Consider the following 24,629-nt stretch of genomic DNA (forward strand, 5'->3'; position numbering starts at 1 on the left):
CGAAAAGAAGGCCAATTCTTATTGGCCTTTTTGAACGTTATGTGTCCTTAGAGCTTCGTTCCTAAGCTCTTCAACCTCTTTAGGCGTCAAGTGGCGATACTTCGCTCTTGGCAGACCTGTTAAGAAGATGGGACCGAATTTAATCCGCTTTAATCTGATAACGGGAAATGAAATCGCCTCAAACATCCGTCTAACTTGGCGGTTTCTTCCTTCATAGATCGTGATCTGAATAACCGACTCATTCTTCTCCATGTTCACATCCGCATATTCGACCTCAGCAGGTGCTGTCATGCCGTCTTCTAACTGTATGCCCATTTTTAGCTTATCTAATAACGTGCCGTGCGGCACCCCTTTTACCGTCGCTTGATACGTCTTCGGTACATGGTGCTTCGGATGCGTTAGCAAATGAGCAAATTCACCGTCATTCGTTAGAATGAGAAGGCCTTCCGTATCATAATCCAGTCGACCCACAGGATATACACGTTCTCTAATCCCAGGCAAGAAGTCTGTGACAACTTTACGTCCTTCAGGATCCGTTGCACTTGTAATAACACCTTTGGGCTTATTTAAAATGACATAGATCTTCTTCTGTTGACCTATCGCACGTCCATCTACCCTAATTTCATCTTCAGCTGTATTCACTTTCACACCCAGCGTCGTGACGACTTCACCGTTCACTTGCACGCGTCCCGCTGTAATGATCTCTTCACATTTCCGGCGGGATGCGATCCCAGCTTCGGCTAATACCTTTTGCAGTCTTTCCATTGTCCGCTTTCACCTCAAGTTAATGATAACGGACTTAACCACAAATCTCAAGCGGCAACCCGCAATAACTGACAGAAGGTGACAGAATGATGGCTTTGATGGCAGTACCCTTTTATGAAAATACCAAATAACAAATAAAAAGCGATGCAATAAAGCCAACGGCATCCGAAATTAAGCCTACTTTAAGGGCATAGCCTGCTTTTCTAATCCCAATTGCGCCAAAATATACTGTTATCACATACAAAGTCGTATCCGTGCTGCCTTGCACGGTGGACGCTATCCGCCCGATCATCGAATCCGGACCAAATTGCTCGATCAGATCCGTCGTAAAAGCCAATGAGCCCGCTCCCGTAATGGGACGCAAAATGGCTAACGGCAGCACCTCTGTTGGCACACCGATGCTTTCGAAAAAAGGTCGCATCCAACCAATCAGCATGTCCATCGCGCCGGATGCACGAAACACCGAAATCGCTACCATCATGCCGACGAGGTGGGGAATTATTTTGATAGCTGTATCGAAGCCATCCTTGGCTCCCTCTACAAACGATTCATAGACGGGAACCTTACGATAAGCTGCGTATAAGGGAATGAAAACAATCATGATCGGAATTGCCCAAGCCGAAATGAGCGAAACGAGTGCGTACATGCTGGTTCATCCTTTCAGCGGAGGGATAGGTGAGCGCGATCTGCGATACCATCGATCCACGAATATGGCCGCTGTTGTTGAGATGATGGTTGCAATGAGTGTTGTGCCTACGATTTCTGCTGGGTTCATGGAATTGAAATTCATCCGAATAGCGATAAGCGTCGTCGGAATCAAAGTGATACTCGACGTGTTGAGTGCCAATAGTGTACACATGGCCGTACTCGCCTCCTCCTTATTCGGATTCAGCTTTTGCAGCTCCTGCATCGCTTTAATCCCCATCGGGGTGGCAGCGTTACCTAAGCCTAGAATGTTAGCACTCATGTTCGACATGATATAGCCAATCGCTGGGTGATTCTTAGGAATGCTTGGAAATAGGAAGCGTACGGCAGGCTGAAGAAGTTTGGCCAGCTTGAGTAAAACGCCCGCATCTTCCGCTATACGCATCATCCCCATCCAGAATACTAAGACACTAATTAATCCAAAACATACCGTAACGCCATTTTTTGCCCCATCAAATGCCGCTTGTGTAACAGACTCTACATCTCCATTTATTGCCGCGACGAGGAAACCGACAACGATAAAAAACAGCCATATCCAATTCACCATAGATTAGCACTCCTTACCCTTTTGCTCGAAACACATACCTAGATTAATCCGCCCACTTGGAGCCAGATAGATTGAAAAGTTCATGCACTAACATCCTGCAGATATAGCCATATCGTGTCAGCATCGTTTCCTTATAAGGACTGCTAGGTTGAAAAGAAAACGTCGCTTTCTCAGGTACTTGCAGCAATGGATTTGTTTTATCATAAATTGGAATGGTCTGAATCCGTTTATTCTTTAAAGAAATCTGTAGAGATCCACGCTCAGCTAACCGATACTCGGTCGTCATCGGATCTACTAAGGTTACTTGGTGTGTTAGGCTAGCAGATTCACCCTCTGCGAGGGGATAATTGAAGGTTCGACTTGCCACCCATGGCGTACCTTCAATGGCGTCGCCTTTTTTCACAAGGGTTTGCAGCGGAAAATTCTTAAATCCGTATTGGAGCAGTTTCGCATGGTCCGCCCAGTCATCTCCGTCATTCAAGGTAACCACGACAAGCTGCTGTCCGTCTCGCGTTGCTGAAGACACTAAACAGCGCTTAGCCAGCTTGGTGTATCCCGTTTTCACACCATCTGCACCTTCAAACATGGAGAGCATCTTGTTTTTGTTCAGCCAGGAATAATCCCATGCCTCATTCGGATTTGGCACTTTCTTCAGCTTCGTAGACACGATTTCTGCGAAAACACTATTTTTCAGCGCGTAGGCAGTCAGTTTAGCCATATCATTAGGACTAGAGCGATGACCCTCTCCTTCGTCAAGTCCGGAAGGATTCGTGAAATGCGAATGATCCATGCCTAGACTCATTGCTTTCTCATTCATCAGGTAGACAAAGCCCTCGACACTGCCTCCTATATGCTCTGCGATTGCAGTCGCCGCGTCATTTCCCGAGCGCATCATGAGTCCGTACAGCATGTCATGTAGTCTCATTTCTTCCCCAAGCTTCAAATAGATCGAAGACCCTTCTTTCCCGAAGGCGTTTTTGCTGACCTTAACCATGCTCGTGAGATCACCTTGTTCAATCGCAATGATGGCGGTCATAATTTTGGTCAAGCTTGCTATACGCATAGGTGTGTCCCCTTTTTCGCTATATAGGACACGTCCTGATTCCACATCGACGAGAGAAGCACCAACCGCATTGGTATGTATGCTTGGCGGCGCGGCTTCCACATAGGACCATGGCGCAATTAGCAAACCAAGTAAGGCACAGCAAATGAAGATGAACTGGACTTTAGTTTTCATTTTTTACGTTATCCTCCTACACGAGCGAACTTGTACACTTCCTTGATCAGATCAATTGATAAAACTTTGTACAAGTATATGCGTGTGGACGAGGGATATGTCCGAGAATTGGTTGCGACTTGGAGAAGATGCTGCGTGTCTGGGAATTAGAAATAGCCTGTTGAATGAATCAACAGGCTAAACAAGTTATTTGGCGTTACCACCAAATGTACCGTATTTGATTATCGATTAGTAAGCCGTCCAGCCCGCATCCGCTGTAACTACTGTACCGTTAACAAAGCATTGTTTGTGCGAATAAACGACTGAATTGTGCCTATAGAACTTCTTTCACTTGGAGAATAATAGAGTATCAAGTTTGATACAATCAGTAAAAAAAGCTCGTTTGTTAGCTAACGAACAAAATGATTGGTTTTGTTCATTAAATCCAAAAAGGAATGAGTTGGAATGTCGGAAAATACTAAAAAAACGGATCGTCGCATCGTAAGAAGTAAAATCGCTTTAAGAGAAGCCCTACTTTCATTGATGGCACAAAAGCCCTTCTGAAAAAGTCGAAGTGTTTCGAATTCATGAACTGCCAGCCAAATCTGTCATGATCTTTGAACATTTTTTCCAAAACGCTGCCATCTATACCGTTTTAGTGAAAAGCGATGTGCTTCCCAAACTGAAAGAAACCATGTTTACAGCACTAAAAAAAATAACCGAAGAAGAATTAATCTATTCGGAAAGAGACACCGATATGGATCAAGAGCTGCTTAGCATCTATTCGATTCACGCTTTACTCGGTCTCATATTCCACTGGGTTGAAAGCGAGTTTAAATATTCACCTTCTTATATGCAAGATCAGCTTATTAAAATCATTAACTGGCGCCCTTCGGAAGCTAAAACCGCTTTGAAAAGCTCAACCGATTGAATAGTTTGCACAGAAAAAAGCTGTCCACAAAGGACAGCTCATAATGACCAGTTGCTACACGATAAAATTCTGATTCTCGACATTGGTGACACTGGTTGAAACAGCAGCCGGAGGCTTCGCTGACATGCCTTTGATCATACTTTGGATCTTATCCACAACCTGCGGCGCAGAATCGATCAGACGCTCCAGAATATGCGTTTGGTTATCGAGCGGTACGACCTTGACGCCATTCTTGCCAACGACGAGGAAAGCAATAGGTGTAATCGAAACCCCACCACCGCTACCGCCACCGAAAGGTAGAGCGACTTTGGCATTGAGTGCATCTCCTCTACTCATACTGCCCCCTTCGATTTCGATTTCGGAGTCAGTCATAAACTCACTGCCACCTGCAGCGAAACCAAAGCCAACTTTGGAGATTGGCATGATGACACTACCATCAGGCGTTTCGACAGGGTCACCGACAATTGTGTTTACGTCAACCATTTCTTTTATATTTTCCATGGCGACTTTCATGAGGCCTTGAATCGGGTGTTCGGACATCTTCATATTCCTCCTTAGCATTATTCGCACTACGAACTGGCATCGAAAGCTCGAGCATCATAAGACTTTTCTTGGTTCAGTTCTAGAGTGCCCCTACTGGCATGGGGTTATGTAAAACTCACGATGCAGGTTTAAATCTGGCTCTCGCCTTAAGTGCGAATTGGATCCAGCTTCGAATGCCGCCTTTGACTTTAGCAGCTCGGTACACTAAGCGGATGCCTGCTATAACAGCAAACCAGACACGTATACGACCAGCGAAACGAAGCTCCGTTGCAAATTGCTTTTCATTATATTGCGGAATGACATCAATGCGCGGCTTTGCTATCAGCTTTACATAACGGATCGTGAACCCGAGCAGCGATGACTTAATCGCCCAAACGGCTCCGGTCGTAATCGCAGTCTCAGGAGCATCACCTAGACCCACTCGCGTTATCCACTTGAGTTCCGTACACTCCACTTTGGCTAAGGTTTGCTTCATCCAGCCATATAAATTCAGCGTATGTACCAGAACATCTTTCGCTTCTTTATAAAAGGTGATGACTTTATCCTTCGTAATATGGTCTCTCGTCTCATCTTTTAGCTTGGCGCTATGTTGCGTTATTTTCTCCGACTTAATCAAGATCCCTTGCGTGAATCCTTTAAATTGAATGATGGGGATGACATATCGGTATCGCACGAGTCCAAACAGCCCTCGAATCTCCACGGAAAGCGTATCGTTATCCTTCACTCGGGAGAAATAAAATTCACTGCGCAAATGGCTGCATAGCACAACGATCATTGCGATGATGACAACCAAGACGGCCAATCCAACCCACAGCAACACTTCCGCCTCCTTAGCTGAAATAAACGGCTACGCCGTCCTTTAAGGACGGGAGCGTTTATCTAAAAATATACCCGAATTATCAAGTGAAACAATACACGCTAATATTTCAAAAAAACTCCACCTGCAAGAATAAGTCTTCTCGCAGGTGGAGTTAGTATGACCTCTAAAAGGAAATGAAATGCATATTTACTCTGACTGTTCATCACTCACATCTTCTAGAGTTAATTGCTTCTGCTCTCCACCTAGGCGATCGAACAGCATGCGTGTTTCTTCCTCCAAATCAAAATTACCCTGAAAGTTTGCGGAGTCTGGCAATTCCTGAATCGAACTAAGACCGAAATACTCTAAGAATTGCTTCGACGTTCCGTACAAAATCGGTCTACCCACTGCATCCGCACGTCCAACCTCTGTAATCAAGTCCTTACCTGTTAATGTAGCAAGCGCTCGGTCACACTTCACGCCGCGGATCTCCTCGATCTCGACTCGCGTGATAGGCTGCTTATAAGCAACGATCGATAATGTCTCTAAGGCAGCTTGGGAAAGCGAAGAACGTGAAGGCGTATAGGCGAGTCGCTCAAAATAAGGAGCGTGCTCCGCTAGGGTTGTAAGCTGATAAGCGCCAGCAACCTCTACGATTTGGACACCTCGTCCTTTACGTTTGAAGTCGGTTCGCATATCTTTCAACAAATCTTTAATCACATAGGCATCAAGCTCCATGACTTCAGCAAGTTGCTTGAGATCCAGACCTTCGTCGCCAGAGGCGAAGAGAAGTCCTTCAATAATTGATTTCATCTGCCCGAAATTGAGTGTCAAGGTCAGATCCCTCCTCTTTGGCTTGAATGACGATATCATCAAAAAGCTGATTCTGGTAGCACATAATTTTCTTCATTTTCATCAATTCAAGGATAGCTAAAAAGGTTACAACGATCTCTTCCCGCGTCATTTCATAATCGAATAGCTTGGAGAATAACAGCTTACCGCCTTTTATTTTAAGCAAATCCACAACTTCACGAATTCGATCTTTTACCGAGATCTCATCCCGCCTAATCCGTGCAACAACATTCCGATTGGCTAATTTACGCAGTGTACGTTGAAAAGCAAAAAGTAAATCAGCGAGATCGAGTCCTTCCACAGGATTCTCATGTGTTTCTGGTAAATAAGGCGTTAAATCCTCCGGTTCCCGTGTGTACACGAGACTGCGCTCTACCTCTTTATCACGAAGCATATCGGCAATCGATTTATATTTCCGATATTCAATCAATTTGGCAACGAGCTCGGCGCGCGGGTCTAACGAATCATCCATATCATCAAAATATTCGTCATATTCAATAACAGGCGGCTTAGGTAGAAGCATTTTGCTTTTGATGGAGAGCAGCGTGGCTGCCATGACTAGAAACTCACTCGTAATATCTAGCTCCAGCTCCTGCATGGCTTGTACATACCCAAGGTACTGATCTGTAATTTCTTTGATCGGAATATTGTAAATGTCGAGTTCATTTTTATCAATTAGATGAAGCAATAGATCAAGGGGGCCTTCAAATGCTTCTAATTTATAGGTAACCTTCATTTCGTTCTTCCCCTTGTCATAGTGAATAAAGTTGCATAATTACCTGTACGGCGTATGGATAAATACGACTGAGCACCCATTGACCAATGGGAGTAACCATTAAAACGATTACAAGAATCAGTGCTTTGATCTCGTGTCTTGTCATCCATCGCTGTTTCGGAGGTGAGACGAGGCCTTTCCAAATAAACCAACCATCGAGCGGATAGAGCGGAAGCAGATGTATGAGACCAATCATTAAATTAACGATGATACAATATTGTAAATAAACACGCCATTGTTCCACGACGATAGATTCGATTGAAGCACCGAGTAGCGTGGGCAAGAAGAAGTATAACCACCAAAAAAACAGAACAAGCACGAGATTCGTGATAGGTCCCGCTAGATATACAAGTGTATGTGATAGTCTTTTATACTTGGGAAAACGGTCGGGATCGACCGGTATTTTCTTTGACCAACCGTAAGGCCCGAAGACGATCATCGAGAGCCCCAAGACATCGAGATGTGCCAAGAGGTTCAGCGAAAACCGTTTGCTCTCACGAGCCGTTCGATCTCCAAGCAGCCAAGCGACCCCAGCATGTGCTGTATCATGCAGGGTCATGGCGATTAGAAACGCGAACAGCCGCGGGAGCAATGTTTCCAAATGATAATAAGCAAGCATTAGGAAGAGAATTGCTTCGTCAAATTAGCCATTTCAATCGCAGTTACGGCAGCTTCCCAGCCTTTATTGCCTGCTTTCGTTCCCGCGCGTTCAACTGCTTGTTCAATGGAATCCGTTGTTAACACACCAAAAATCGTAGGTACGCCTGTTTTTAAGTTAATTGCGGAAACACCTTTCGCCACTTCGCTGCACACATAATCAAAATGCGGCGTTGATCCACGTATCACTGCACCAAGGGTAATAACAGCGTCGTACTTGCCGCTTTCCGCCATTTTTTGTGCGATTAAGGGAAGTTCAAATGCGCCTGGAACCCAGGCAATGTCGATTTCATCTTCGTTAACACCATGACGTTTAAGCGCGTCTTGTGCACCACCTAGTAGTTTGGAAGTAATGAACTCATTGAAGCGTCCTACGACGATGCCGTATTTTAAATTTTGTGAGATTAAATGTCCTTCATAAATCGTTGCCATGGTTAGAATCTCCCTTTCTGTTAAAGCGAATTGGATGGAATATAATCTACAATTAAATGCCTTTGCCTACGTCATTAAAACTCAGCATGTGGCCTAGCTTCTGTTGCTTTGTTTGCAAATAAGAAAGGTTATCTTTCTTACTTTCCATTTGAATCGGAACGCGCTCCTCTACTTCAAGCCCATAGCCTTCTAAGCCTTTGATTTTGCGAGGATTATTCGTTAATAGACGGAGTTTCGTGATGCCAAGATCTTTCAGAATTTGAGCACCAATGCCATAATCACGAAGATCTGGAGCAAATCCAAGCTTAATATTCGCTTCTACCGTATCTAATCCCTGCTCTTGGAGGACATACGCCTTCAATTTATTGATTAAACCGATACCGCGACCTTCTTGACGCATATATAATAATACACCATTGCCCTCTTCATCAATCTGTTTTAATGCCGCGTCAAGCTGGGGACCGCAATCACAACGATGGGAATGGAACACATCTCCCGTCAAACATTCCGAATGTACGCGCACCAGAGTAGGCTTGGAAGGATCAATCGTTCCTTTTACCAGAGCTACATGCTCCTTGTTATCCAGTTGATTCGTATAGGCAATCGCTTTGAAAGTACCGAAATCCGTCGGCAAATCCACTTCAACCTCACGCTTCACCAATTTCTCTTGTTGATTCCGATACTGAATTAAGTCCTGAATGGTAATGATGCAAAGCTCATGTTTCGCAGCGATTTCCATTAGATCAGGAACGCGAGCCATCGTACCATCTTCCTTAATGACTTCACAAATGACGCCTGCGGGATACGAATCACAAAGGATTGCAAGATCAATTGCAGCTTCAGTATGACCAGCTCTGCGGAGAACACCGCCCTTTTTGGCAATCAAAGGAAAAATGTGTCCAGGTCTACGGAAATCCTGCGGTTTCGTCGTTGGATCGATCAAGCCTTGAATCGTTCTGGAACGCTCATGCGCTGAAATCCCTGTACTTGTATCCGTATGATCAACCGACACCGTAAAGGCTGTGCCATGATAATCTGTGTTGCGTGCCACCATCGGAGGCAAATCAAGCTCTCTGGCTCTATCTTCGGTGATCGGGGTGCAGACAAGCCCACGTCCTTCTTTGATCATGAAGTTGATCACTTCAGGTGTTGTTTTATCGGCAAGCGCGATAAAATCGCCTTCGTTTTCTCGATCCTCATCGTCTACAACAATAATTATTTTACCTATCTTCAGATCCGTGAGGGCCTCTTCAATCGTATTAAATCGAATGGGTTGTGTCATATACACCTCTCCTAACTAAACTTACATAAAGCCGTTATCTGCTAAAAAGCTTGCAGTCAGCGTGCTTTTCTTAGGTTCCCCGCGATGGGAAGACGCAGAAGGCCCAAATTTGAGCAGTCGCTCCATATATTTGCCGAGTACGTCGCATTCGATGTTGACCGTGTCACCTGCTTTTTTGTCATGGAGAACAGTCTGCGCAAGGGTGTGCGGAATTATCGAAACGGACATATCGTGTTCTGTGACATCTACAACAGTTAAACTAATGCCATCGATCGTGATGGAACCACCAGGTATCATGTAACGGAAAATATGTGGATTTTCTGGTTCGAATCGGTATACGACAGCATTCTCTTCTGGCGTGCGAGAAAGGATCGTTGCTGTGGCATCCACATGACCTTGCACAATGTGCCCGCCAAATCGACCATTCGCTGCCATGGCCCGCTCCAAATTCACACGGGTGCCGGATTGAAGCTTGCGAAGATTCGTCTTTCGGTATGTTTCAGGCATCACATCAACGGAGAATGAATCACTATCGTAAGAAATGACCGTGAGACAGACACCATTAACAGCGATACTGTCCCCTAAATGGACATCCTCCAGAATTTTACGTGCACCAATGGTTAGTACCATCGCTTGCCCTCCACTATGAATGCGGCGCATGTGGCCGATTTCTTCAACTATGCCGGTAAACATGCCACTCCTCCATTCTCTAGCTCTTATAGATCGGATAGCCGGTCATACACACATCCGGCCCGAATTGCTCGACGCTCAGTCGGTCGAGCGTAATGGCATCGTCCATCTTCGCGAAGCCGTCGAAGTGGATGTTCACAGGTGCTGCTAGGCCCCCGCCGATAATTTTCGGCGCAAACATCAGCACCAGCTTATCAATCAGGCGTCGCTCCAGCATGGCGCCATTCAAGCGGCCTCCACCCTCGAGGAGGATGGAGCCGATCTCGCGCTCGCCCAGCTGCTGCATGGCGAGCGTCAGGTCCACCTGCGGGCCGTCCCCGCAGGTGAGGACCGTGATGCCGCGCGCTTCCAGCGCGGCACGCCGATCTGCGGGTGCCTGTGCGCTCGCGAGCAGGATCGTCGGCTGACGATCCTGCTCCGTGAGCACGCGGGCGCCGAGCGGGACTCGCAGCTGCGAGTCCGCGATGATGCGTACTGGCTGCACAGCCGGTACGTCGCCGCGCGTGCTCAGCTGCGGGTCGTCGGCGATGACCGTCTGGACGCCGACGAGGATGCCCTGATGCCGATGGCGCAGGGTATGTACGAAGGCACGCGACGCTGGGGATGTAATCCACTTGCTGTCGCCAGTTTTGGAAGCGATGCGGCCGTCGAGGGTGCTTGCAGTCTTCATCGTCACGAACGGCATGCGCGTAACGATGAATTTGTTGAAGGCCTCGTTCATCTTGGCGGATTCTTCGCCTAGCAAGCCTACACTCACATCCAAACCATGTGCACGCAGCTTTGCGATCCCAGTCCCTGCTACTAACGGATTCGGATCTGTAGTTGCCACAACAACGCGAGTCACACCCGCTTCGATGAGACGATCGCTGCATGGCGGTGTTTTGCCATAATGACTGCAGGGCTCCAAGGTAACATAGGCGGTGCTTCCCTTTGCTTCCTCACCCGCCATTTGCAGCGCTAGAACCTCCGCATGTCCATGACCGCGCTTCAGATGTGCGCCCATGCCAACAATGCGGCCCTCTTTGACGAGGACACAGCCAACAACAGGATTAATGCCTGTTTGTCCAAGCGCGCTCTCCGCCATCTGAAGCGCAAGTCGCATATAGGCTTCGTCATTTAACATCTGCATGGCTGATCACCGCCTTCTTCATTCAGTCCTTGAAATCTAATGCAAAAAAGCCCCTTCCGCTATCGGATGGGGGCCAGAGATTGTTTAGATAACACGAATAAGCTTCAGCTACTATGCCTGCCGCATTTTTGATCAAATCAAACAACACCGACGAGGTAGCCTCAATAGACAGACCTGCCGAATTTTGGTTAATGTGAAAAAATGAACAAGCATGCTAGCGAATTGGCATTCGCATTTTCCTTCTCCCATCCAGACTATACTGTCGGTCCCGGAGTTACACCAGGTCAACCGTAGCGAAGCTGTTGTCAGGTACCGCTAGCTTCACAACGGGTCACGGACTGATCGTAACCATGTACACGTACATGCCTACGAATCACCGCCGGTGTGGAATTTCACCACGCCCCGAAGGTTTTGCATACTATTTAAGAAGTAATAACTAAACCTTAGCTACTAATTTCTTTTCCACATAAGAAAGTATAAGTTTTCGGTTCCCGAAAACAGCTTTCTTATTGGCGATAAAATCTACCTCTAAACGCGGTCGCTCGTCTTCGAATTACCTCGGTAGGGCTTTTATCATTACACAAAAATTTATCACTCACGCATGAAAATTGCAAGGTCTTTTTTCATTTTATCTCAGAAAACTTGTCGGAATTATTGGTTTTGGCAACTTCGTATTTGATAAATTTGAAAAAAAACTGCCCAGACCTAAGTCTGAGCAGTTTCTTCAGCATTTAATTAAACTTCTACAACTTCTACTTTTTCCATTTTGTCTTTGCCTTTGAAAGCATCAACAAGCTCCATACCTTTGGATACTTTACCAAACACTGTGTGTCCACCATCCAAATGCGGTTGTGGTTGGTATGCGATGTAGAATTGGCTTCCACCTGTGTTACGGCCAGCATGTGCCATCGCTAGGGATCCGCGCTCATGTTTGTTTGGGTTGATTTCACAGTTGATTTGGTAGCCAGGACCACCAGTTCCTGTTCCAGTTGGGCAACCACCTTGTGCTACGAATCCTGGAATTACGCGGTGAAAAACAAGTCCGTTGTAGAAACCGGAGTTTGCTAGTTTTTCAAAGTTAGCGACTGTGTTCGGTGCATCGTTCTCAAAAAGATCGATAAGCACCTCTCCGCCACCTGCTAGTTGAATTTTTGCTTGTTTTGCCATTTTGTGGTTCACTCCTTTAGGAAATAATATCTTATTCTACTATGAATGACTGCATTACACAAACAGCAGGAGGAACCCTAAGCCAATAGGGGCCTCCTGCTGTTTCGTGCTGGTATTAAATCGTCTTGGTTACTTGTTTCATTCTCGCAGGAATGACGTCATTGCCAATGATTTGATCGAATGTTTCACGATTCACGACAAGGTCGCTTTGCCCATTTTGAACAAAAACAACACCTGGTCTGCGAATACGGTTGTAATTACTCGCCATCGAGTAATTGTAAGCCCCTGTACTCGACACTGCTAGAATATCGCCTGCGGCTACCTTCGGCAAGTTTACATCCCAGATCAGCATATCGCCGCTTTCACAGCATTTCCCGGCAATGGAAACAACCTCATCTGGTTGCTCCGCAGCGCGGTTAGCGAGACCCGCCTCGTAAACAGCTTCGTACAGAGCAGGACGCGGATTGTCAGTCATACCGCCATCCACAGCGACATATTTACGTACACCAGGGATATCCTTCGTTGTGCCGACTGTGTAAAGTGTAGTCCCTGCATCACCTACGATACTGCGACCTGGCTCAACCCAAATTTCCGGTAGCGGGTATCCGTTACTGCCGAAGTTCGTTTTGATCGCATCCGTAATCGCCTTAACATATACAGCTACTGGAAGCGGTGTATCTTCACTTACGTAACGAATTCCGAAGCCGCCGCCAAGGTTGATTACCTTGAAAGTGACGTCTAATTCTGTCCGAACATGAATGGCAAATTCAGCCATTTTCTCAGCCGCGATGCGGAAGCCTTCAACTTCAAAAATTTGCGAGCCAATATGGGAATGAATACCTAGCAAGTCTACATTCGAAAGCTGAGAAGCCTCCCCAATCGCACGGAATGCCGAGCCATTGCCCAAATCGAAGCCAAATTTCGAATCCGTTTGGCCGGTTGAAATATATTCATGCGTATGCGCCTCAACACCTGGCGTAATCCGCAATAAAATTTTCACTTTTTGACGTTTCTCAGCCGCAATCGCATTTAACATCTGCAGCTCAATAAAGTTATCCACGACGAAGCAACCAATTTTAGCGTCAATGGCCATTTCCATTTCAGAAATCGTTTTGTTATTGCCATGAAAATGAATACGCTCTGCTGGGAATCCTGCTTGAAGCGCCGTATACAGCTCTCCATCGGATACAACATCCAGAGACATGCCTTCTTCTTCAACAATTCGGCACATCGCCATTACGCAAAATGCTTTACTTGCATAGGCCACTTGAAACTTCAGACCTGAGGCCCCAAAAGCTTCAACGAACTCACGGCAACGCTGACGTACAAGCGCCTCATCAAAAACATAGAGAGGCGTGCCATATTCGGCAACTAACTTCGTTGTATCAACACCGCCAATTTCGAGGTGGCCTTGGTCATTTATTTTACTGGTACCATGTAAGTACATAGCTATATTTTCCCCTCTCTACTCCAACCTACCCTTTGCCAAATTCCGCTTAAGAGGTCGCACACATACTAATAAAAGTACCATAGTGCACGCGTATTTGACAATACATGCGCCTAGAACAAACAAAAAAGGGCAGGAGAAATCCAGCCCTTTTAAACAGTATCATTTAGGTTGTCGGGTTCCATCAATCGGCTTCGTAATGCTTAGCCTTGTTTTGCTTGCCAGCATGGGTCGACGCAGTAAGATAGAGAAAAAGCTCTTGGCATTAAACGGGATGAACGGCCACATATAGGGTGCATCATAGGATTTCTTCGAAGCCAGCAAGATTAACCAAAGTGTGGAGCCTATCACAAAGCCGGGAACTCCAAAAATGGACACCGTAATTAATAAGGCTAGCCTCACGATTCGATTCGCCAAGCCTAATTCATAGCTTGGTGTAGCGAACATCCCGATCGACGCAAGCGCAAGGTACAGGATGACTTCGTTTATGAAGAGTCCTGTCTTAACGGCAATGTCTCCTACCAGAATCGCGGCCACCAAACCCATTGCAGTTGCAAGCGGTGAAGGGGTATGTACCGCTGCCATCCGCATCAGATCGATTCCTATATCTGCAATCAGGAATTGAATAAGGAGCGGTAAAGTACCTTCCTTCTGCGGGCCAAGGAATTCTAGACCCGCTGGTTTCAATGAAGGCTCCATTACCATCAGATACCAGAGTGGCAGCAAGAAGATCGACATTATAATCCCAGCAAAGCGGACCCACCTTAAATAAGTGCCAATAAAAGGTGTATTGCGATATTCCTCGGCATGCTGCACATGATGGAAAAACGTCGTAGGCAAAATCATCACGCTTGGCGAGGTATCCACGAATACGCAAACATGACCTTCTAGTAAATGTGCCGAGACAACATCCGGCCTTTCTGAATAGCGAACCATGGGATATGGATTCCAGCCCTTATTTACAATGATTTCCTCTAATTGTTTCTCACCTAAGGGCAGACCATCAATCTCTACTTGCTTCATTTTGTCTTTAATATCTTGGACAAGTGTCGCATCCGCAATATCGTTGATATATCCGAGACAGACGTCCGTCTTCGTTCTCTTTCCAATTTGCATGATTTCAAGTTTAAATCGCTCATCGCGAATGCGGCGTCTAACAAGGGTAACATTCATTAACAGTGTTTCTACAAAACCATCGCGCGAACCTCTAACGACACGTTCCAAATCAGGTTCAGCAATAGATCGAACAGGGAAGCTCTTCACATCAACGGCAATCGCCGATGTTTCACCCTCAATAAATAAGGCGGTCCCCCCCATTAATACTTGTCCAACGATCTCCGACATTTTCTTATAATGTTTAACTTGGATGTGAGGTATTAGTTTTTCTATAAACGTTTCTAAGGTATGGTGGGATACATCTTCTTTATCTGCATACGTAAGTCGAGTGATAATATCCGTCAAGACCGTATCTTTTGCAAACCCGTTACAGTAAAAGATACCTACGCGTTTAGAGCCGAATACCATCTCTCTAAGCACGAGATCGAAGCTTCGATTCAAGCCAACACGTTCTTCCAATACACGCTGCACTTCTCGAAGACTTTTTGGAATATCTTCTTGAATCTTTAGTGCCTTCTCCTGCGGCGTCATATTTGTAATCGGATTGTATGCCGATAAATTACCTTTCTCATCGACAGCAAGCTGTTCTTCTTGACTACTTTGCTTCTCCTCCTCCTCCTGCGTTTCTTCTAGCTTCTCCTCATCGCTGTGTTGACCATTTCTAACAATAAATTTCACTGGTGCGCCTCCTTCATCCACCGACTAATAAAATATCCATTCAAACAAGGAGCCAAAAACCTTGCCGAATATCATGGCCATTAATAACACGATCCGATAGGAATCCATCCCCACCCGTTTAGCCAAAATCGGCAGCACATTGACAATTTCAGTCAGTGCTGCGGCAAGCAAACCTACAAAACTGCCTGCAAACAAGCCAAAAAGTGCTGCTCCCATAGGGAATAAATGCATGTGCAGATCACTGAAATCCACCCAGGTAAACATCAGAGAACCAAGAACGACTGCTGCTTCGTAGGCATGAATTTTGGAGAATGATCGTGTGATTTGAGCTAATCTGGGAATGATATCCAGAACAACTAAAAAAGCAACCATGCCGCTCCCAACCGCAATACCTCCTGCTAAGCCGATAAATGCAGCTAGGAAAACTTCCCCGAGCAGCGTAATCACTTCGCGTCCCCTTCTTCATGGATTTTCGAATACTCTTCGGTAATCACATAATGATTAATATTTTCTTGATACATAAACATTTCAACTTCCAATGGGCTCGGCTCTTCATTGAATTTCTTTTTAAACAAGTGATTAAAGAAAAGCACCATGCCGACTCCGATCCCAATGGAATACGGAATTTGCAAAATGAGTGGATGATCCACCTTTTTACCTGTCATCAGTTCATAGATCCGCTGATGAACGGTCAACATGGAGACGTCAGCATGGAAATTCATAATAGCTAGCCCTGAGCCGATGAATAAAAGCAGCCAAACAATGCCGATCAGCAATGGATTTGCCTTCTTATTATCGGTGTATATCTCTAAAAGAACGTGAGGTTCTCCGAAATGCTCAACCTGCAGCTCAGGAAATAATTTCTTCACTTTACGAATGATCAGTAGCATATCGATAAGCACACGATTCCCATCCTCTTGTTGGGGCTGGTGAATCACTAATTCATTCAGGGCCTGTTCATATTCAGGCTCCACAAAGAGTTGTGCAATATGATGCAGCCTCACGATACTTCCTTTACGCACACGTGCTTTACGGCGAAGTCGAATGTACAAATACTTGCTTAGTACCTGGACCATGGTTCACTCCTCTCAGAGTTTAGGCGATCTCAATACTTCCTGCAATCATCCATGTATAGGAATAGTATGCAAAATCTTTCCTTGGCATAAACAACTCAATCATTGGTAAATTCTCCATGTATAAAGACTGATTTGGCAAGGCATGTTAAATAGGGAATACGGATCACTTATTCCATATAAAGAAGGTGATAACATGGCAAAATTCGCGTTAACACTCGTCATCATCGGTGCGCTGAATTGGCTTCTAGTTGGGCTTTTCGAATGGGATTTAGTTTCTGCTCTGCTTGGGGGGGATTCACACCGTGAATCTTCAGGGTTAAGTCGTATCGTCTATTCCCTTGTAGGCTTATGCGGGATTTACTGCGTGAGATTTTATTCTTTCGACCGTTACTCGGTTCGATAGAAGAGGTTCAGATGTACAAGGGGTAAAAGCCGCTCATCGCCCCTGGTGCTCTCGGGAAGTCAGCGGCTCTATGTATATGCGCTGAAAAACCGTCCTCCCAAAGGAGCACGGTTTATTCATTTTTTGCTTATTAGAGGGCAATCTGATCTTTAATGGATTGCAGTATTTTCTTTTCCAATCGCGAGACCTGAACTTGGGATATACCAAGTCTAGTGGCGACCTCAGACTGCGTCTGATCACGGAAGTAACGGAGATAGACAATGAGTCGTTCTCGTTCTGAGAGCGTCCCTATAGCCTCATTCAACGCCAGCTTCTCAAACCATTTCTCTCCGGATTCATCCGAAATTTGGTCCATAAGCGTGATCGGATCTCCATCGTTCTCAAACACGGTCTCATGAATCGACGAGAGTGGTTTATTCGCTTCTTGCGCGAATACAACCTCCTCCGGCGTAATCATCAGCTCCTCGGCAACCTCTTTGATCGTTGGGAGCCTGCCTAAGCGTTTCGACAGCTCATCCTTCGTCTTGCGAATTTTGTTCGCTAACTCCTTGAGAGAGCGGCTAACCTTCAGTGTCCCATCATCCCGCAGGAACCGTTGGATTTCTCCAATAATCATCGGTACCGCATAGGTTGAGAACTTCACATCATACGAGAGATCGAATTTATCAACGGACTTAAGCAGCCCGATGCATCCGATCTGGAACAAGTCTTCGGCTTCGTAACCACGGTTCAAAAAGCGCTGAACCACGGACCACACCAAACGGATATTGCAGCTGACAAGTGTTTCTCTAGCGAGTCCATCTCCGGATTGGCTGAGGGCGATTAACCGTTTGACTTCCGAATCGTCTAAATAACTATGAGAAGCATGCTTCAGATCAACATCCATAGATCCTACCCCTAATTGTATAAAGCTTTTTTAGATTCAATTCGCTTCAACATGTTTATTTTCGTTCCGATTCCGACGGCCGTCACAACTTCCACTTCGTCCATGAAATTTTCCATAATTGTAAAACCCATACCTGAACGTTCGAGCTCCGGTTTGGACGTGTACAGCGGCTCCTTGGCTTGCTCTAAATCAGCAATACCTTCGCCTTTATCCTCAATCGTTAAACGAATCGTGTCATCATCGATTTCGGCTGAAATGGTAATGACACCATCCGTTTGATTGTTATAACCATGTATTATCGAATTCGTTACGGCCTCTGAAACAACCGTTTTGATATCCGTCAATTCATCTAAAGTTGGATCTAATTGTGAAACGAATGCGGCCACAGCTACACGTGCAAAGGCTTCATTCTCTGACCGACTAGCAAATTGCAGTGACATAAAGTTACGTTCGCTCATAAAGCAACCTCCAGACTGGACATTGCATTACGTTCGTTATCCTGAATCGATACAATCTTGAACATACCCGAAAGCTCGAACAAACGATACACGGCTGGTGACACGTCACAGACGACCATTTTGCCGCCTTTACTCGTAATTTGCTTGTAACGACCAAGAATGACGCCAAGACCCGAGCTATCCATGAAGGAAAGGTCCTTCAAACTAAGAATCAGGTGGTGCGTCTGCTCCTTTGCAATCGCATCCTCCATCCGCGCCTTCACACTATCCGCTGCATGATGGTCAAGCTCGCCCTTCAATCTAACAATCAGCGCTCTTCTGCCTTGCTCAAACTCAATTTGCAGGCCCAATATGTTCACTCCCTTCAGGTCATGAACACTAGTTTCTACAACTGAGTTGGTATTTCCTGCCCCCCGACAAAACTAGAAGAAAACCGCTAAAAGTAGGCAAAATATACGATTTTCGCGTCCTCTATTCGCTGTTTTCCACCATTAATCCGTAGTAAATAACTGGGACGTCGTCCGTTTAAATAGCTTCCACCATGAGGCTTTATCAACAGCCAGCGGAGACTCTAAAGGGTATTCAGCTAGGACATTATCGCCGTTATAGACCATGATTTTACCAATCGGCTGGCCTAAGCTAACAGGTGCTCTTAAGCTTGGATCGAGCTGCAATTCATGTCGGATATTAGCCGTGTCCGTCCCTTTTTTCATTAAAATACTATAGTTTTGCTTCGCAACTAACGGCACTGTCGATACTTGGCCTTTATTTATCGTAAAATTACCCAAGCTATCGCCTGTTTTGAACAATGGATAATTCATGTATTGTGCAAAAGCATAATCAAAAAGCTTTGACACTTCTGCGTTCCGTGTCTTGGTATTGGGTTCCCCTAATACGACAGCCACGACCCGTAAATTGTCCCGCTTCGCTGTAGCCGATAAACAGAACTTGGCTTCACTGGTATAGCCCGTTTTCAATCCATCTGCTCCACTGTAAAAACGAACCAACTTATTCGTATTCACGAGCCAGAACGGCTTCGGCGAATCTTTACGCAAATAATCTTGATAAGCACCTGTAAAATTCGTAATGCCTTCATGCTTAAGCAGTTCTCTTGACATAACAGCAATATCATTCGCAGTTGTATAGTGATTAGCTACAGGCAGTCCATTGCAGTTGGAGAAATGGGTGTTTTTCATCCCTAATTGAGCTGCACGCTCATTCATCATGGCAACAAAATTTTCTTCTGACCCTGCAATTTTCTCCGCCATGGCCACAGAGGCATCATTCCCAGACGCCATTGCAATGCCCTTCAGCATTTCTTGGACGGTCATTTGCTCACCAGGCTCTAAGAAAATTTGAGAGCCTCCCATTGAGGCCGCGTATTCACTAACGCTGACTTTTTCATCCATTTTGATGGAGCCCTTGTCGATCGCTTCCATAATCAGCAGCATCGTCATGATTTTCGTAATACTTGCTGGCGGAAGCTTTGCATCCTTATTCTTCTCCACGATCACCGTACCCGTATCCGCATCCATCAGAACTGCAGATTGCGCATTAGGTGTTAGATCTACTGGCTGTACCTTGGTTTCCGCCGCATAAATCGCTGGCAGGAACAGCATCACACTTAGTTGTAAACAAATGAAACTGATTAGCCCTTTTTTTCGCATAGCAATTGTACCCCTCCTGTGATGTATGAAGTGAAAGTTTGGCATTTTGCAGCATGAATGACTGCTAATCAGTGTTGACGAATTCCGTACAAATTATTCCATGCGGGTGAAAATAAGCCAGAAAGACAAAAAAGCACCTTCCCTTGGGAAAGTGCTCTCTATCTATTTCTATTCGATTACGTCATAAATTAATTGTTTCGGTGTTGGCTGCGTGGAAGTGATCTTATACGCATCTACAATCATGGCTTCAACCTCAACCACATCCAAACGATTTGCATGAATTGTACAAATGGATTCCCCCACTTGCACAGCATCACCGATTTTCTTATTTAACGTCAGCCCGACCGCATAATCGATCAAATCTTCTTTCTTCGCCCGTCCTGCGCCAAGCAGCATAGCCGCAATTCCGATGTTTTCCGCTTGAATCTCATTGATGAAACCAGCTTGCTTGGCTTTTACCTCGACATGATAGGCTGCCGTTGGCAAAAGCTCAGGCTGATCAACCACACGCGAATCACCGCCTTGGCTGGCGATAAAGCGTTTGAACGTATCCAACGCTTTCCCCGTCATGATGATGTCACGGACAGCCTCCTGCGCCTCCTCAAAGGAATTAAACACCTTACCTAGCACGGACATATACGCCGCAACAGAAATCGCAACCTCCGTTAGATCTCTATCCCCCGTACCGCGCAGCACGTCGATTGATTCCCGAATTTCATTCGCATTCCCGATTTCGCGGCCAAGAGGTTGATCCATATCGGTAATCATCGCGATCGTTTTACGATTTAGACGAGTTCCAATCTCCACCATTGTACGAGCGAGTACCCTTGCATCCTCCACCGTTTTCATGAAAGCACCTGAGCCAATTTTCACATCTAGGACAATCGCTTCTGCCCCTGAGGCAATTTTCTTACTCATGATGGAGCTAGCGATCAGCGGGATCGAATCCACCGTAGCCGTTACATCACGTAAGGCATATATTTTCTTATCGGCAGGTGCCAAGTTACCGCTTTGACCGACAATCGCAATTTTATTCGTGTTCACCGCTTCGATAAAGGCTTCCTTCGACAACTCAATTTGAAAGCCTGGAATGGACTCCAGCTTATCCAATGTACCACCTGTATGTCCCAAGCCTCTTCCCGACATTTTGGCGACAGGAATGCCAAGTGATGCCACAACAGGTCCAACGATGAGACTAACCTTATCCCCAACGCCGCCTGTCGAATGTTTATCCACTTTCACACCAGCAATTGCGGATAAATCAATCATTTCACCTGACCCCGCCATCGCTAATGTGAGAAAAGACGTTTCTTCATCCGTCATCCCGTTCAGAAAGGTCGCCATCAAGAAGGCAGACATTTGATAATCAGGTACATGCCCAACTGTATATTCATTGATAATAAACGTAATTTCTTGTTCCGTTAATGCATCACCGACACGCTTCTTATGAATTAAATCAACCATTCTCATGAGATAGCCTCCTTTAACTTGCATTTTACATCACAAATAGGAAAATGGAAAAAGGGAGCTTCATAAGCCCCCCTCTAATCTTGCCATATCATTATTGAACAACTAATTTGGTTTTCATTTTAGCATGTCCTTCGCCGCAAGGTAGCGAACATAAAATTTCATATGTACCTGGTTTGTCAAATGTTATTTCCTTCGAAGGGTTTTCTTTGTCAAGTTTAATATCCAACCCAACGATTTCAACGGCATGGACACCTTCTTTTAAAGATAAAGATACTTTCGTAGCTTCACCTTTTTTCACAGTGTAGTCCGGTGCATCAAACTGCCAGTTCGAAGCAGTTATTTTCAGCTGTTGCATTTTACTAGCGGCAGCCTCGGCTTCATGTGCCTCTTGGCGATCAGAAATATCTTGAAAGAGGACTCCCAGCCCCAATGCGCCCGCAAGTATAAATAGTACAAAGAAAATCCACTTTTGCATGCATATCCCCCTCATCGTGTGTTCACTTCATCTATTCTACCTAACATCAGAGAATAATCCCATATCTAGTACGTGGCAAAACTTTGACTATTTCGTGACAGATTTGTGAACTGAACTCCATCTTACTATTGCCCATTCCTGAGCAAATTACCCACGATTCCATCGATCCCCAACATGGAAACCTCGAGAGGATTCCTGTTGTTTCACTTCCGCCCGCTTCGTGGCAGGAACCGCACCGCTTTCATTGAGCTTTCTGATATCGCGACTAATTCGGGTACTACAAGCGACACACAGCTTATGTTGACGAATTGGCTCCGCACAAGACGCACATTGATAACTCAGATTTGGATAATCTGTAAGCTTCAGCTTTCCTTCTTTCATCCAAACTTGTAATTGAATAATGGACACACCTGTAGCTTCGCATACCTGTTCATTCGTGGAACGATAGTTTCTACGAAGAAATTCGAGGCTATTTTTCAATTGATCATTTATGTTTGTACTGCACGCCATGCATTGATTGTGTAAATTTCTCTGAAAAACCTTCCCGCATCGCGGGCAATTACTTACCATGAGCTCAGGGACTGACATGCTCCAACACATCCTTGTATGGAATAGGTAATCTCTCATAGGCAGATAACCTTCGAATATAGTTCTAATTAACTACATTCTACCATGTGTCCCTCATCTTTGATAGGTCTTTAGGCGCTTATAATCATAAAAAATTCAGTCAGTTTCCGATTCAATTTATCCCAATTGAACCTCGCGAACAAATGCTTTAACTAAGGCAATAAATTTCGGCTTCGTCCGATTCGCAACAGCCACAACTTGTTCATGCGTCAAGGGTTCAAGTTCCTCACCAACGGCCATGTCCGTAATACAAGAAATGCCGAGCACCTTCAGTCCTGCATGGCGCGCAGCGATAACTTCACCAACGGTAGACATACCAATCGCATCTCCACCAATACGGGCAAGCATCGTAAGCTCTGCGGGTGTACAATACGTAGGACCTGTAATTCCCGCATAAACGCCTTCTTGCAGCTTGAGGGGTACTCCGTCCTCTCCTACAACTTCCCCCGCTAACTCACGAGCAAGTGCGCGATAATCACGGTTGTATGCTTCTGACATATCCGGAAAACGAACACCGAGTTCGGAGTGGTTCGGTCCAATCAGCGGGTTATCCCCCGTCATATTGAGATGATCACTAATCAACATCAAATCACCAGCTTGGAAGGATCGATTCATCCCTCCCGCCGCGTTGGTCATCACAACCGCTTGGACCCCTATAGCCTTCATGACATAGACAGGAAACACGACTTTTTGCATATCATAGCCTTCATAGTAATGAGAACGTCCCTGCATAACGATAACTTGTTTACCTTCCAAAGTACCGACAACAAAGCGCCCTTCATGACCTGCAACGGTTGATACAGGGAAATGCGGTACTTCACTATAATCAATTGCAATAGGCTGCTCCACCTGATTCGCCATATCACCAAGTCCTGAACCTAGAACGAGTCCGATCGACGGAGAAACACCGCCTAAGCGAGATTGGATAAAGCTTGCAGCCTCATTAATTTTTTGTATATAAGTCAATGTCATGTTGATCTCCTTTTCTGCTTAGAGCGCCTCGATGATGCCAAGAACTAGCTTCAAAAACTTAGGTTTAACCTTCTCAGTTGTTTCCATCACTTCTGCATGAGATAACGGTTGATCCAGGATACCCGACGCCATGTTGGAAATACACGAGAAGCCCAATACCTCAATACCCGCATGGCGAGCAACGATTACCTCAGGAACAGTTGACATACCAACGGAGTCTCCACCCAGTGTACGGAACATTCGAATCTCAGCAGGTGTTTCATAGTTAGGTCCAAGCAGACCGACATATACACCTTCTTGCAGTTTAAAATCTTGCGTTGCCGCTACATCGTGCGCTAATTTGCGTAGACGCTTGCTGTAAGCCTCCGACATATCCGGAAAGCGCACGCCTAGTGCAGAATCATTCGGTCCAATCAACGGATTGCGGAACGTCATATTCAAATGGTCACTGATCACCATGAGATCGCCAACTTGGTACGATTCGTTAATTCCGCCTGCAGCATTGGTAACGATCAATGTCTCCACGCCAAGCTCTTTCATGACGCGTACTGGAAAAGAAACTGTTTCAGCGCCATAGCCTTCATAAGCATGAAAGCGCCCTTTCATGACGAGGACTTGCTTGCCTTGAATGGACCCAACAACCAATTCTCCTGCATGTCCTTCTACGGTCGAGACCGGAAAATGCGGGATTTGGGAATAGTCAATCACGATTGGCTGCTCAATCAAATCTGCTAGAACACCTAGACCTGAACCGAGAATAAGGCCAATTTGCGGCGTAATATTTGTTTCTTTTTTAATAAAAGCTGCTGCTTCTTGAATTTCTTGAATCATCGATGTTCCTGACATGTAACCATGCCTCCTAAA

At 45.5% G+C, this 24,629-nt stretch carries 29 protein-coding genes and 1 riboswitch; of the genes, 2 read left to right on the forward strand and 27 right to left on the reverse strand.

Going from position 1 to position 24,629, the window contains the following annotated elements:
• Nucleotides 1-18: 18 nt before the first annotated feature.
• From AC58PQ_RS02015 to AC58PQ_RS02030, 4 genes are all read right to left on the reverse strand, one after another.
• Nucleotides 19-765, reverse strand: coding sequence for a pseudouridine synthase (locus tag AC58PQ_RS02015; RefSeq protein WP_497240314.1), 747 nt, complete (start codon nt 763-765; stop codon nt 19-21).
• Nucleotides 766-877: 112 nt separating this feature from the next.
• Nucleotides 878-1,411 carry a spore maturation protein gene (locus tag AC58PQ_RS02020; protein WP_497240315.1) on the reverse strand — a complete coding sequence of 178 codons (534 nt, stop codon included), beginning with the start codon at nt 1,409-1,411 and terminating at the stop codon, nt 878-880.
• 6 nt (nt 1,412-1,417) lie between these two features.
• Complete coding sequence (locus tag AC58PQ_RS02025; RefSeq protein ID WP_477595119.1) at nt 1,418-2,017, reverse strand: nucleoside recognition domain-containing protein; 600 nt, start codon at nt 2,015-2,017, stop codon at nt 1,418-1,420.
• Nucleotides 2,018-2,060: 43 nt separating this feature from the next.
• Nucleotides 2,061-3,254, reverse strand: a complete 1,194-nt coding sequence (locus tag AC58PQ_RS02030; RefSeq protein WP_497240316.1) for a D-alanyl-D-alanine carboxypeptidase family protein — start codon at nt 3,252-3,254, stop codon at nt 2,061-2,063.
• 553 nt (nt 3,255-3,807) lie between these two features.
• Between AC58PQ_RS02030 and AC58PQ_RS02035 the strand changes: the two genes are divergently transcribed.
• Nucleotides 3,808-4,164: a TetR-like C-terminal domain-containing protein gene (locus AC58PQ_RS02035; protein WP_497240317.1), complete on the forward strand. Its 357-nt coding sequence runs from the start codon at nt 3,808-3,810 to the stop codon at nt 4,162-4,164.
• Between the two features lie 54 nt (nt 4,165-4,218).
• Here AC58PQ_RS02035 and ytfJ read toward each other — a convergent pair whose 3' ends face one another.
• The 14 genes from ytfJ to AC58PQ_RS02105 all read right to left on the reverse strand — a co-directional run bounded on the left by ytfJ (nt 4,219) and on the right by AC58PQ_RS02105 (nt 16,807).
• Nucleotides 4,219-4,704, reverse strand: coding sequence for a GerW family sporulation protein (gene ytfJ / locus AC58PQ_RS02040; RefSeq protein ID WP_497240318.1), 486 nt, complete (start codon nt 4,702-4,704; stop codon nt 4,219-4,221).
• A gap of 118 nt (nt 4,705-4,822) precedes the next feature.
• Nucleotides 4,823-5,524 (reverse strand): DUF2953 domain-containing protein, encoded by a 702-nt coding sequence (locus tag AC58PQ_RS02045; RefSeq protein ID WP_497240319.1) that lies wholly within the window; start codon nt 5,522-5,524, stop codon nt 4,823-4,825.
• A 189-nt stretch (nt 5,525-5,713) separates the two neighbouring features.
• Nucleotides 5,714-6,319, reverse strand: coding sequence for an SMC-Scp complex subunit ScpB (gene scpB / locus AC58PQ_RS02050; RefSeq protein WP_497240623.1), 606 nt, complete (start codon nt 6,317-6,319; stop codon nt 5,714-5,716).
• Nucleotides 6,303-7,094: a segregation and condensation protein A gene (locus AC58PQ_RS02055; RefSeq protein WP_497240320.1), complete on the reverse strand. Its 792-nt coding sequence runs from the start codon at nt 7,092-7,094 to the stop codon at nt 6,303-6,305. Before AC58PQ_RS02055 ends, scpB begins: the two co-directional genes overlap by 17 nt.
• 16 nt (nt 7,095-7,110) lie before the next feature.
• Nucleotides 7,111-7,752, reverse strand: coding sequence for a site-2 protease family protein (locus tag AC58PQ_RS02060; protein ID WP_497240321.1), 642 nt, complete (start codon nt 7,750-7,752; stop codon nt 7,111-7,113).
• Entirely contained in the window at nt 7,752-8,222 is a 471-nt protein-coding gene (gene ribH / locus AC58PQ_RS02065; protein WP_477594988.1) for a 6,7-dimethyl-8-ribityllumazine synthase, read from the reverse strand. Before ribH ends, AC58PQ_RS02060 begins: the two co-directional genes overlap by 1 nt.
• Nucleotides 8,223-8,274: 52 nt before the next feature.
• Entirely contained in the window at nt 8,275-9,504 is a 1,230-nt protein-coding gene (locus AC58PQ_RS02070) for a bifunctional 3,4-dihydroxy-2-butanone-4-phosphate synthase/GTP cyclohydrolase II (RefSeq protein ID WP_497240322.1), read from the reverse strand.
• Nucleotides 9,505-9,525: 21 nt separating this feature from the next.
• A complete protein-coding gene (gene ribE / locus AC58PQ_RS02075) occupies nt 9,526-10,197 on the reverse strand; it encodes a riboflavin synthase (protein ID WP_497240323.1) in 672 nt (223 codons plus the stop codon).
• A gap of 16 nt (nt 10,198-10,213) precedes the next feature.
• Nucleotides 10,214-11,323: a bifunctional diaminohydroxyphosphoribosylaminopyrimidine deaminase/5-amino-6-(5-phosphoribosylamino)uracil reductase RibD gene (gene ribD / locus AC58PQ_RS02080; protein WP_497240324.1), complete on the reverse strand. Its 1,110-nt coding sequence runs from the start codon at nt 11,321-11,323 to the stop codon at nt 10,214-10,216.
• 233 nt (nt 11,324-11,556) lie between these two features.
• Nucleotides 11,557-11,737: riboswitch (FMN riboswitch) on the reverse strand.
• A 321-nt stretch (nt 11,738-12,058) separates the two neighbouring features.
• Nucleotides 12,059-12,490 carry a peptidylprolyl isomerase gene (locus AC58PQ_RS02085; RefSeq protein ID WP_477594980.1) on the reverse strand — a complete coding sequence of 144 codons (432 nt, stop codon included), beginning with the start codon at nt 12,488-12,490 and terminating at the stop codon, nt 12,059-12,061.
• A 115-nt stretch (nt 12,491-12,605) separates the two neighbouring features.
• Complete coding sequence (gene lysA / locus AC58PQ_RS02090) at nt 12,606-13,937, reverse strand: diaminopimelate decarboxylase (protein WP_497240325.1); 1,332 nt, start codon at nt 13,935-13,937, stop codon at nt 12,606-12,608.
• A gap of 162 nt (nt 13,938-14,099) precedes the next feature.
• Nucleotides 14,100-15,731 carry a spore germination protein gene (locus tag AC58PQ_RS02095; RefSeq protein WP_497240326.1) on the reverse strand — a complete coding sequence of 544 codons (1,632 nt, stop codon included), beginning with the start codon at nt 15,729-15,731 and terminating at the stop codon, nt 14,100-14,102.
• A gap of 24 nt (nt 15,732-15,755) precedes the next feature.
• A complete protein-coding gene (locus AC58PQ_RS02100) occupies nt 15,756-16,169 on the reverse strand; it encodes a stage V sporulation protein AB (RefSeq protein ID WP_497240624.1) in 414 nt (137 codons plus the stop codon).
• A gap of 5 nt (nt 16,170-16,174) precedes the next feature.
• Entirely contained in the window at nt 16,175-16,807 is a 633-nt protein-coding gene (locus AC58PQ_RS02105; RefSeq protein ID WP_497240327.1) for a stage V sporulation protein AA, read from the reverse strand.
• A 193-nt stretch (nt 16,808-17,000) separates the two neighbouring features.
• On the opposite strand from AC58PQ_RS02105, the gene AC58PQ_RS02110 reads away from it, so the two are divergent.
• Nucleotides 17,001-17,210: a DUF378 domain-containing protein gene (locus AC58PQ_RS02110; RefSeq protein ID WP_477594972.1), complete on the forward strand. Its 210-nt coding sequence runs from the start codon at nt 17,001-17,003 to the stop codon at nt 17,208-17,210.
• Between the two features lie 130 nt (nt 17,211-17,340).
• On the opposite strand, the gene sigF is transcribed toward AC58PQ_RS02110, so the two are convergent.
• The 9 genes from sigF to AC58PQ_RS02155 form a co-directional block, all read right to left on the reverse strand.
• Entirely contained in the window at nt 17,341-18,096 is a 756-nt protein-coding gene (gene sigF, locus AC58PQ_RS02115; RefSeq protein ID WP_497240328.1) for an RNA polymerase sporulation sigma factor SigF, read from the reverse strand.
• An 11-nt stretch (nt 18,097-18,107) separates the two neighbouring features.
• On the reverse strand, nt 18,108-18,554 hold the full coding sequence (spoIIAB, locus tag AC58PQ_RS02120) for an anti-sigma F factor (protein WP_497240329.1): 447 nt from the start codon (nt 18,552-18,554) through the stop codon (nt 18,108-18,110).
• A complete protein-coding gene (gene spoIIAA / locus AC58PQ_RS02125) occupies nt 18,551-18,904 on the reverse strand; it encodes an anti-sigma F factor antagonist (RefSeq protein ID WP_310223353.1) in 354 nt (117 codons plus the stop codon). The genes spoIIAB and spoIIAA overlap by 4 nt, the downstream gene beginning before the upstream one ends.
• Nucleotides 18,905-19,045: 141 nt before the next feature.
• Nucleotides 19,046-20,221 carry a D-alanyl-D-alanine carboxypeptidase family protein gene (locus AC58PQ_RS02130; protein ID WP_497240330.1) on the reverse strand — a complete coding sequence of 392 codons (1,176 nt, stop codon included), beginning with the start codon at nt 20,219-20,221 and terminating at the stop codon, nt 19,046-19,048.
• Nucleotides 20,222-20,389: 168 nt separating this feature from the next.
• On the reverse strand, nt 20,390-21,691 hold the full coding sequence (locus AC58PQ_RS02135; RefSeq protein WP_497240331.1) for a pyrimidine-nucleoside phosphorylase: 1,302 nt from the start codon (nt 21,689-21,691) through the stop codon (nt 20,390-20,392).
• Between the two features lie 91 nt (nt 21,692-21,782).
• Nucleotides 21,783-22,166, reverse strand: coding sequence for a cupredoxin domain-containing protein (locus tag AC58PQ_RS02140; protein WP_497240332.1), 384 nt, complete (start codon nt 22,164-22,166; stop codon nt 21,783-21,785).
• A 147-nt stretch (nt 22,167-22,313) separates the two neighbouring features.
• Nucleotides 22,314-22,754 carry a flagellar protein gene (locus AC58PQ_RS02145; RefSeq protein ID WP_497240333.1) on the reverse strand — a complete coding sequence of 147 codons (441 nt, stop codon included), beginning with the start codon at nt 22,752-22,754 and terminating at the stop codon, nt 22,314-22,316.
• Nucleotides 22,755-22,910: 156 nt separating this feature from the next.
• Nucleotides 22,911-23,765 carry a purine-nucleoside phosphorylase gene (locus tag AC58PQ_RS02150; RefSeq protein ID WP_497240334.1) on the reverse strand — a complete coding sequence of 285 codons (855 nt, stop codon included), beginning with the start codon at nt 23,763-23,765 and terminating at the stop codon, nt 22,911-22,913.
• An 18-nt stretch (nt 23,766-23,783) separates the two neighbouring features.
• A complete protein-coding gene (locus AC58PQ_RS02155; RefSeq protein WP_497240335.1) occupies nt 23,784-24,611 on the reverse strand; it encodes a purine-nucleoside phosphorylase in 828 nt (275 codons plus the stop codon).
• Nucleotides 24,612-24,629: the final 18 nt, after the last annotated feature.

This window comes from Paenibacillus sp. J22P143 (genome assembly GCF_059692035.1).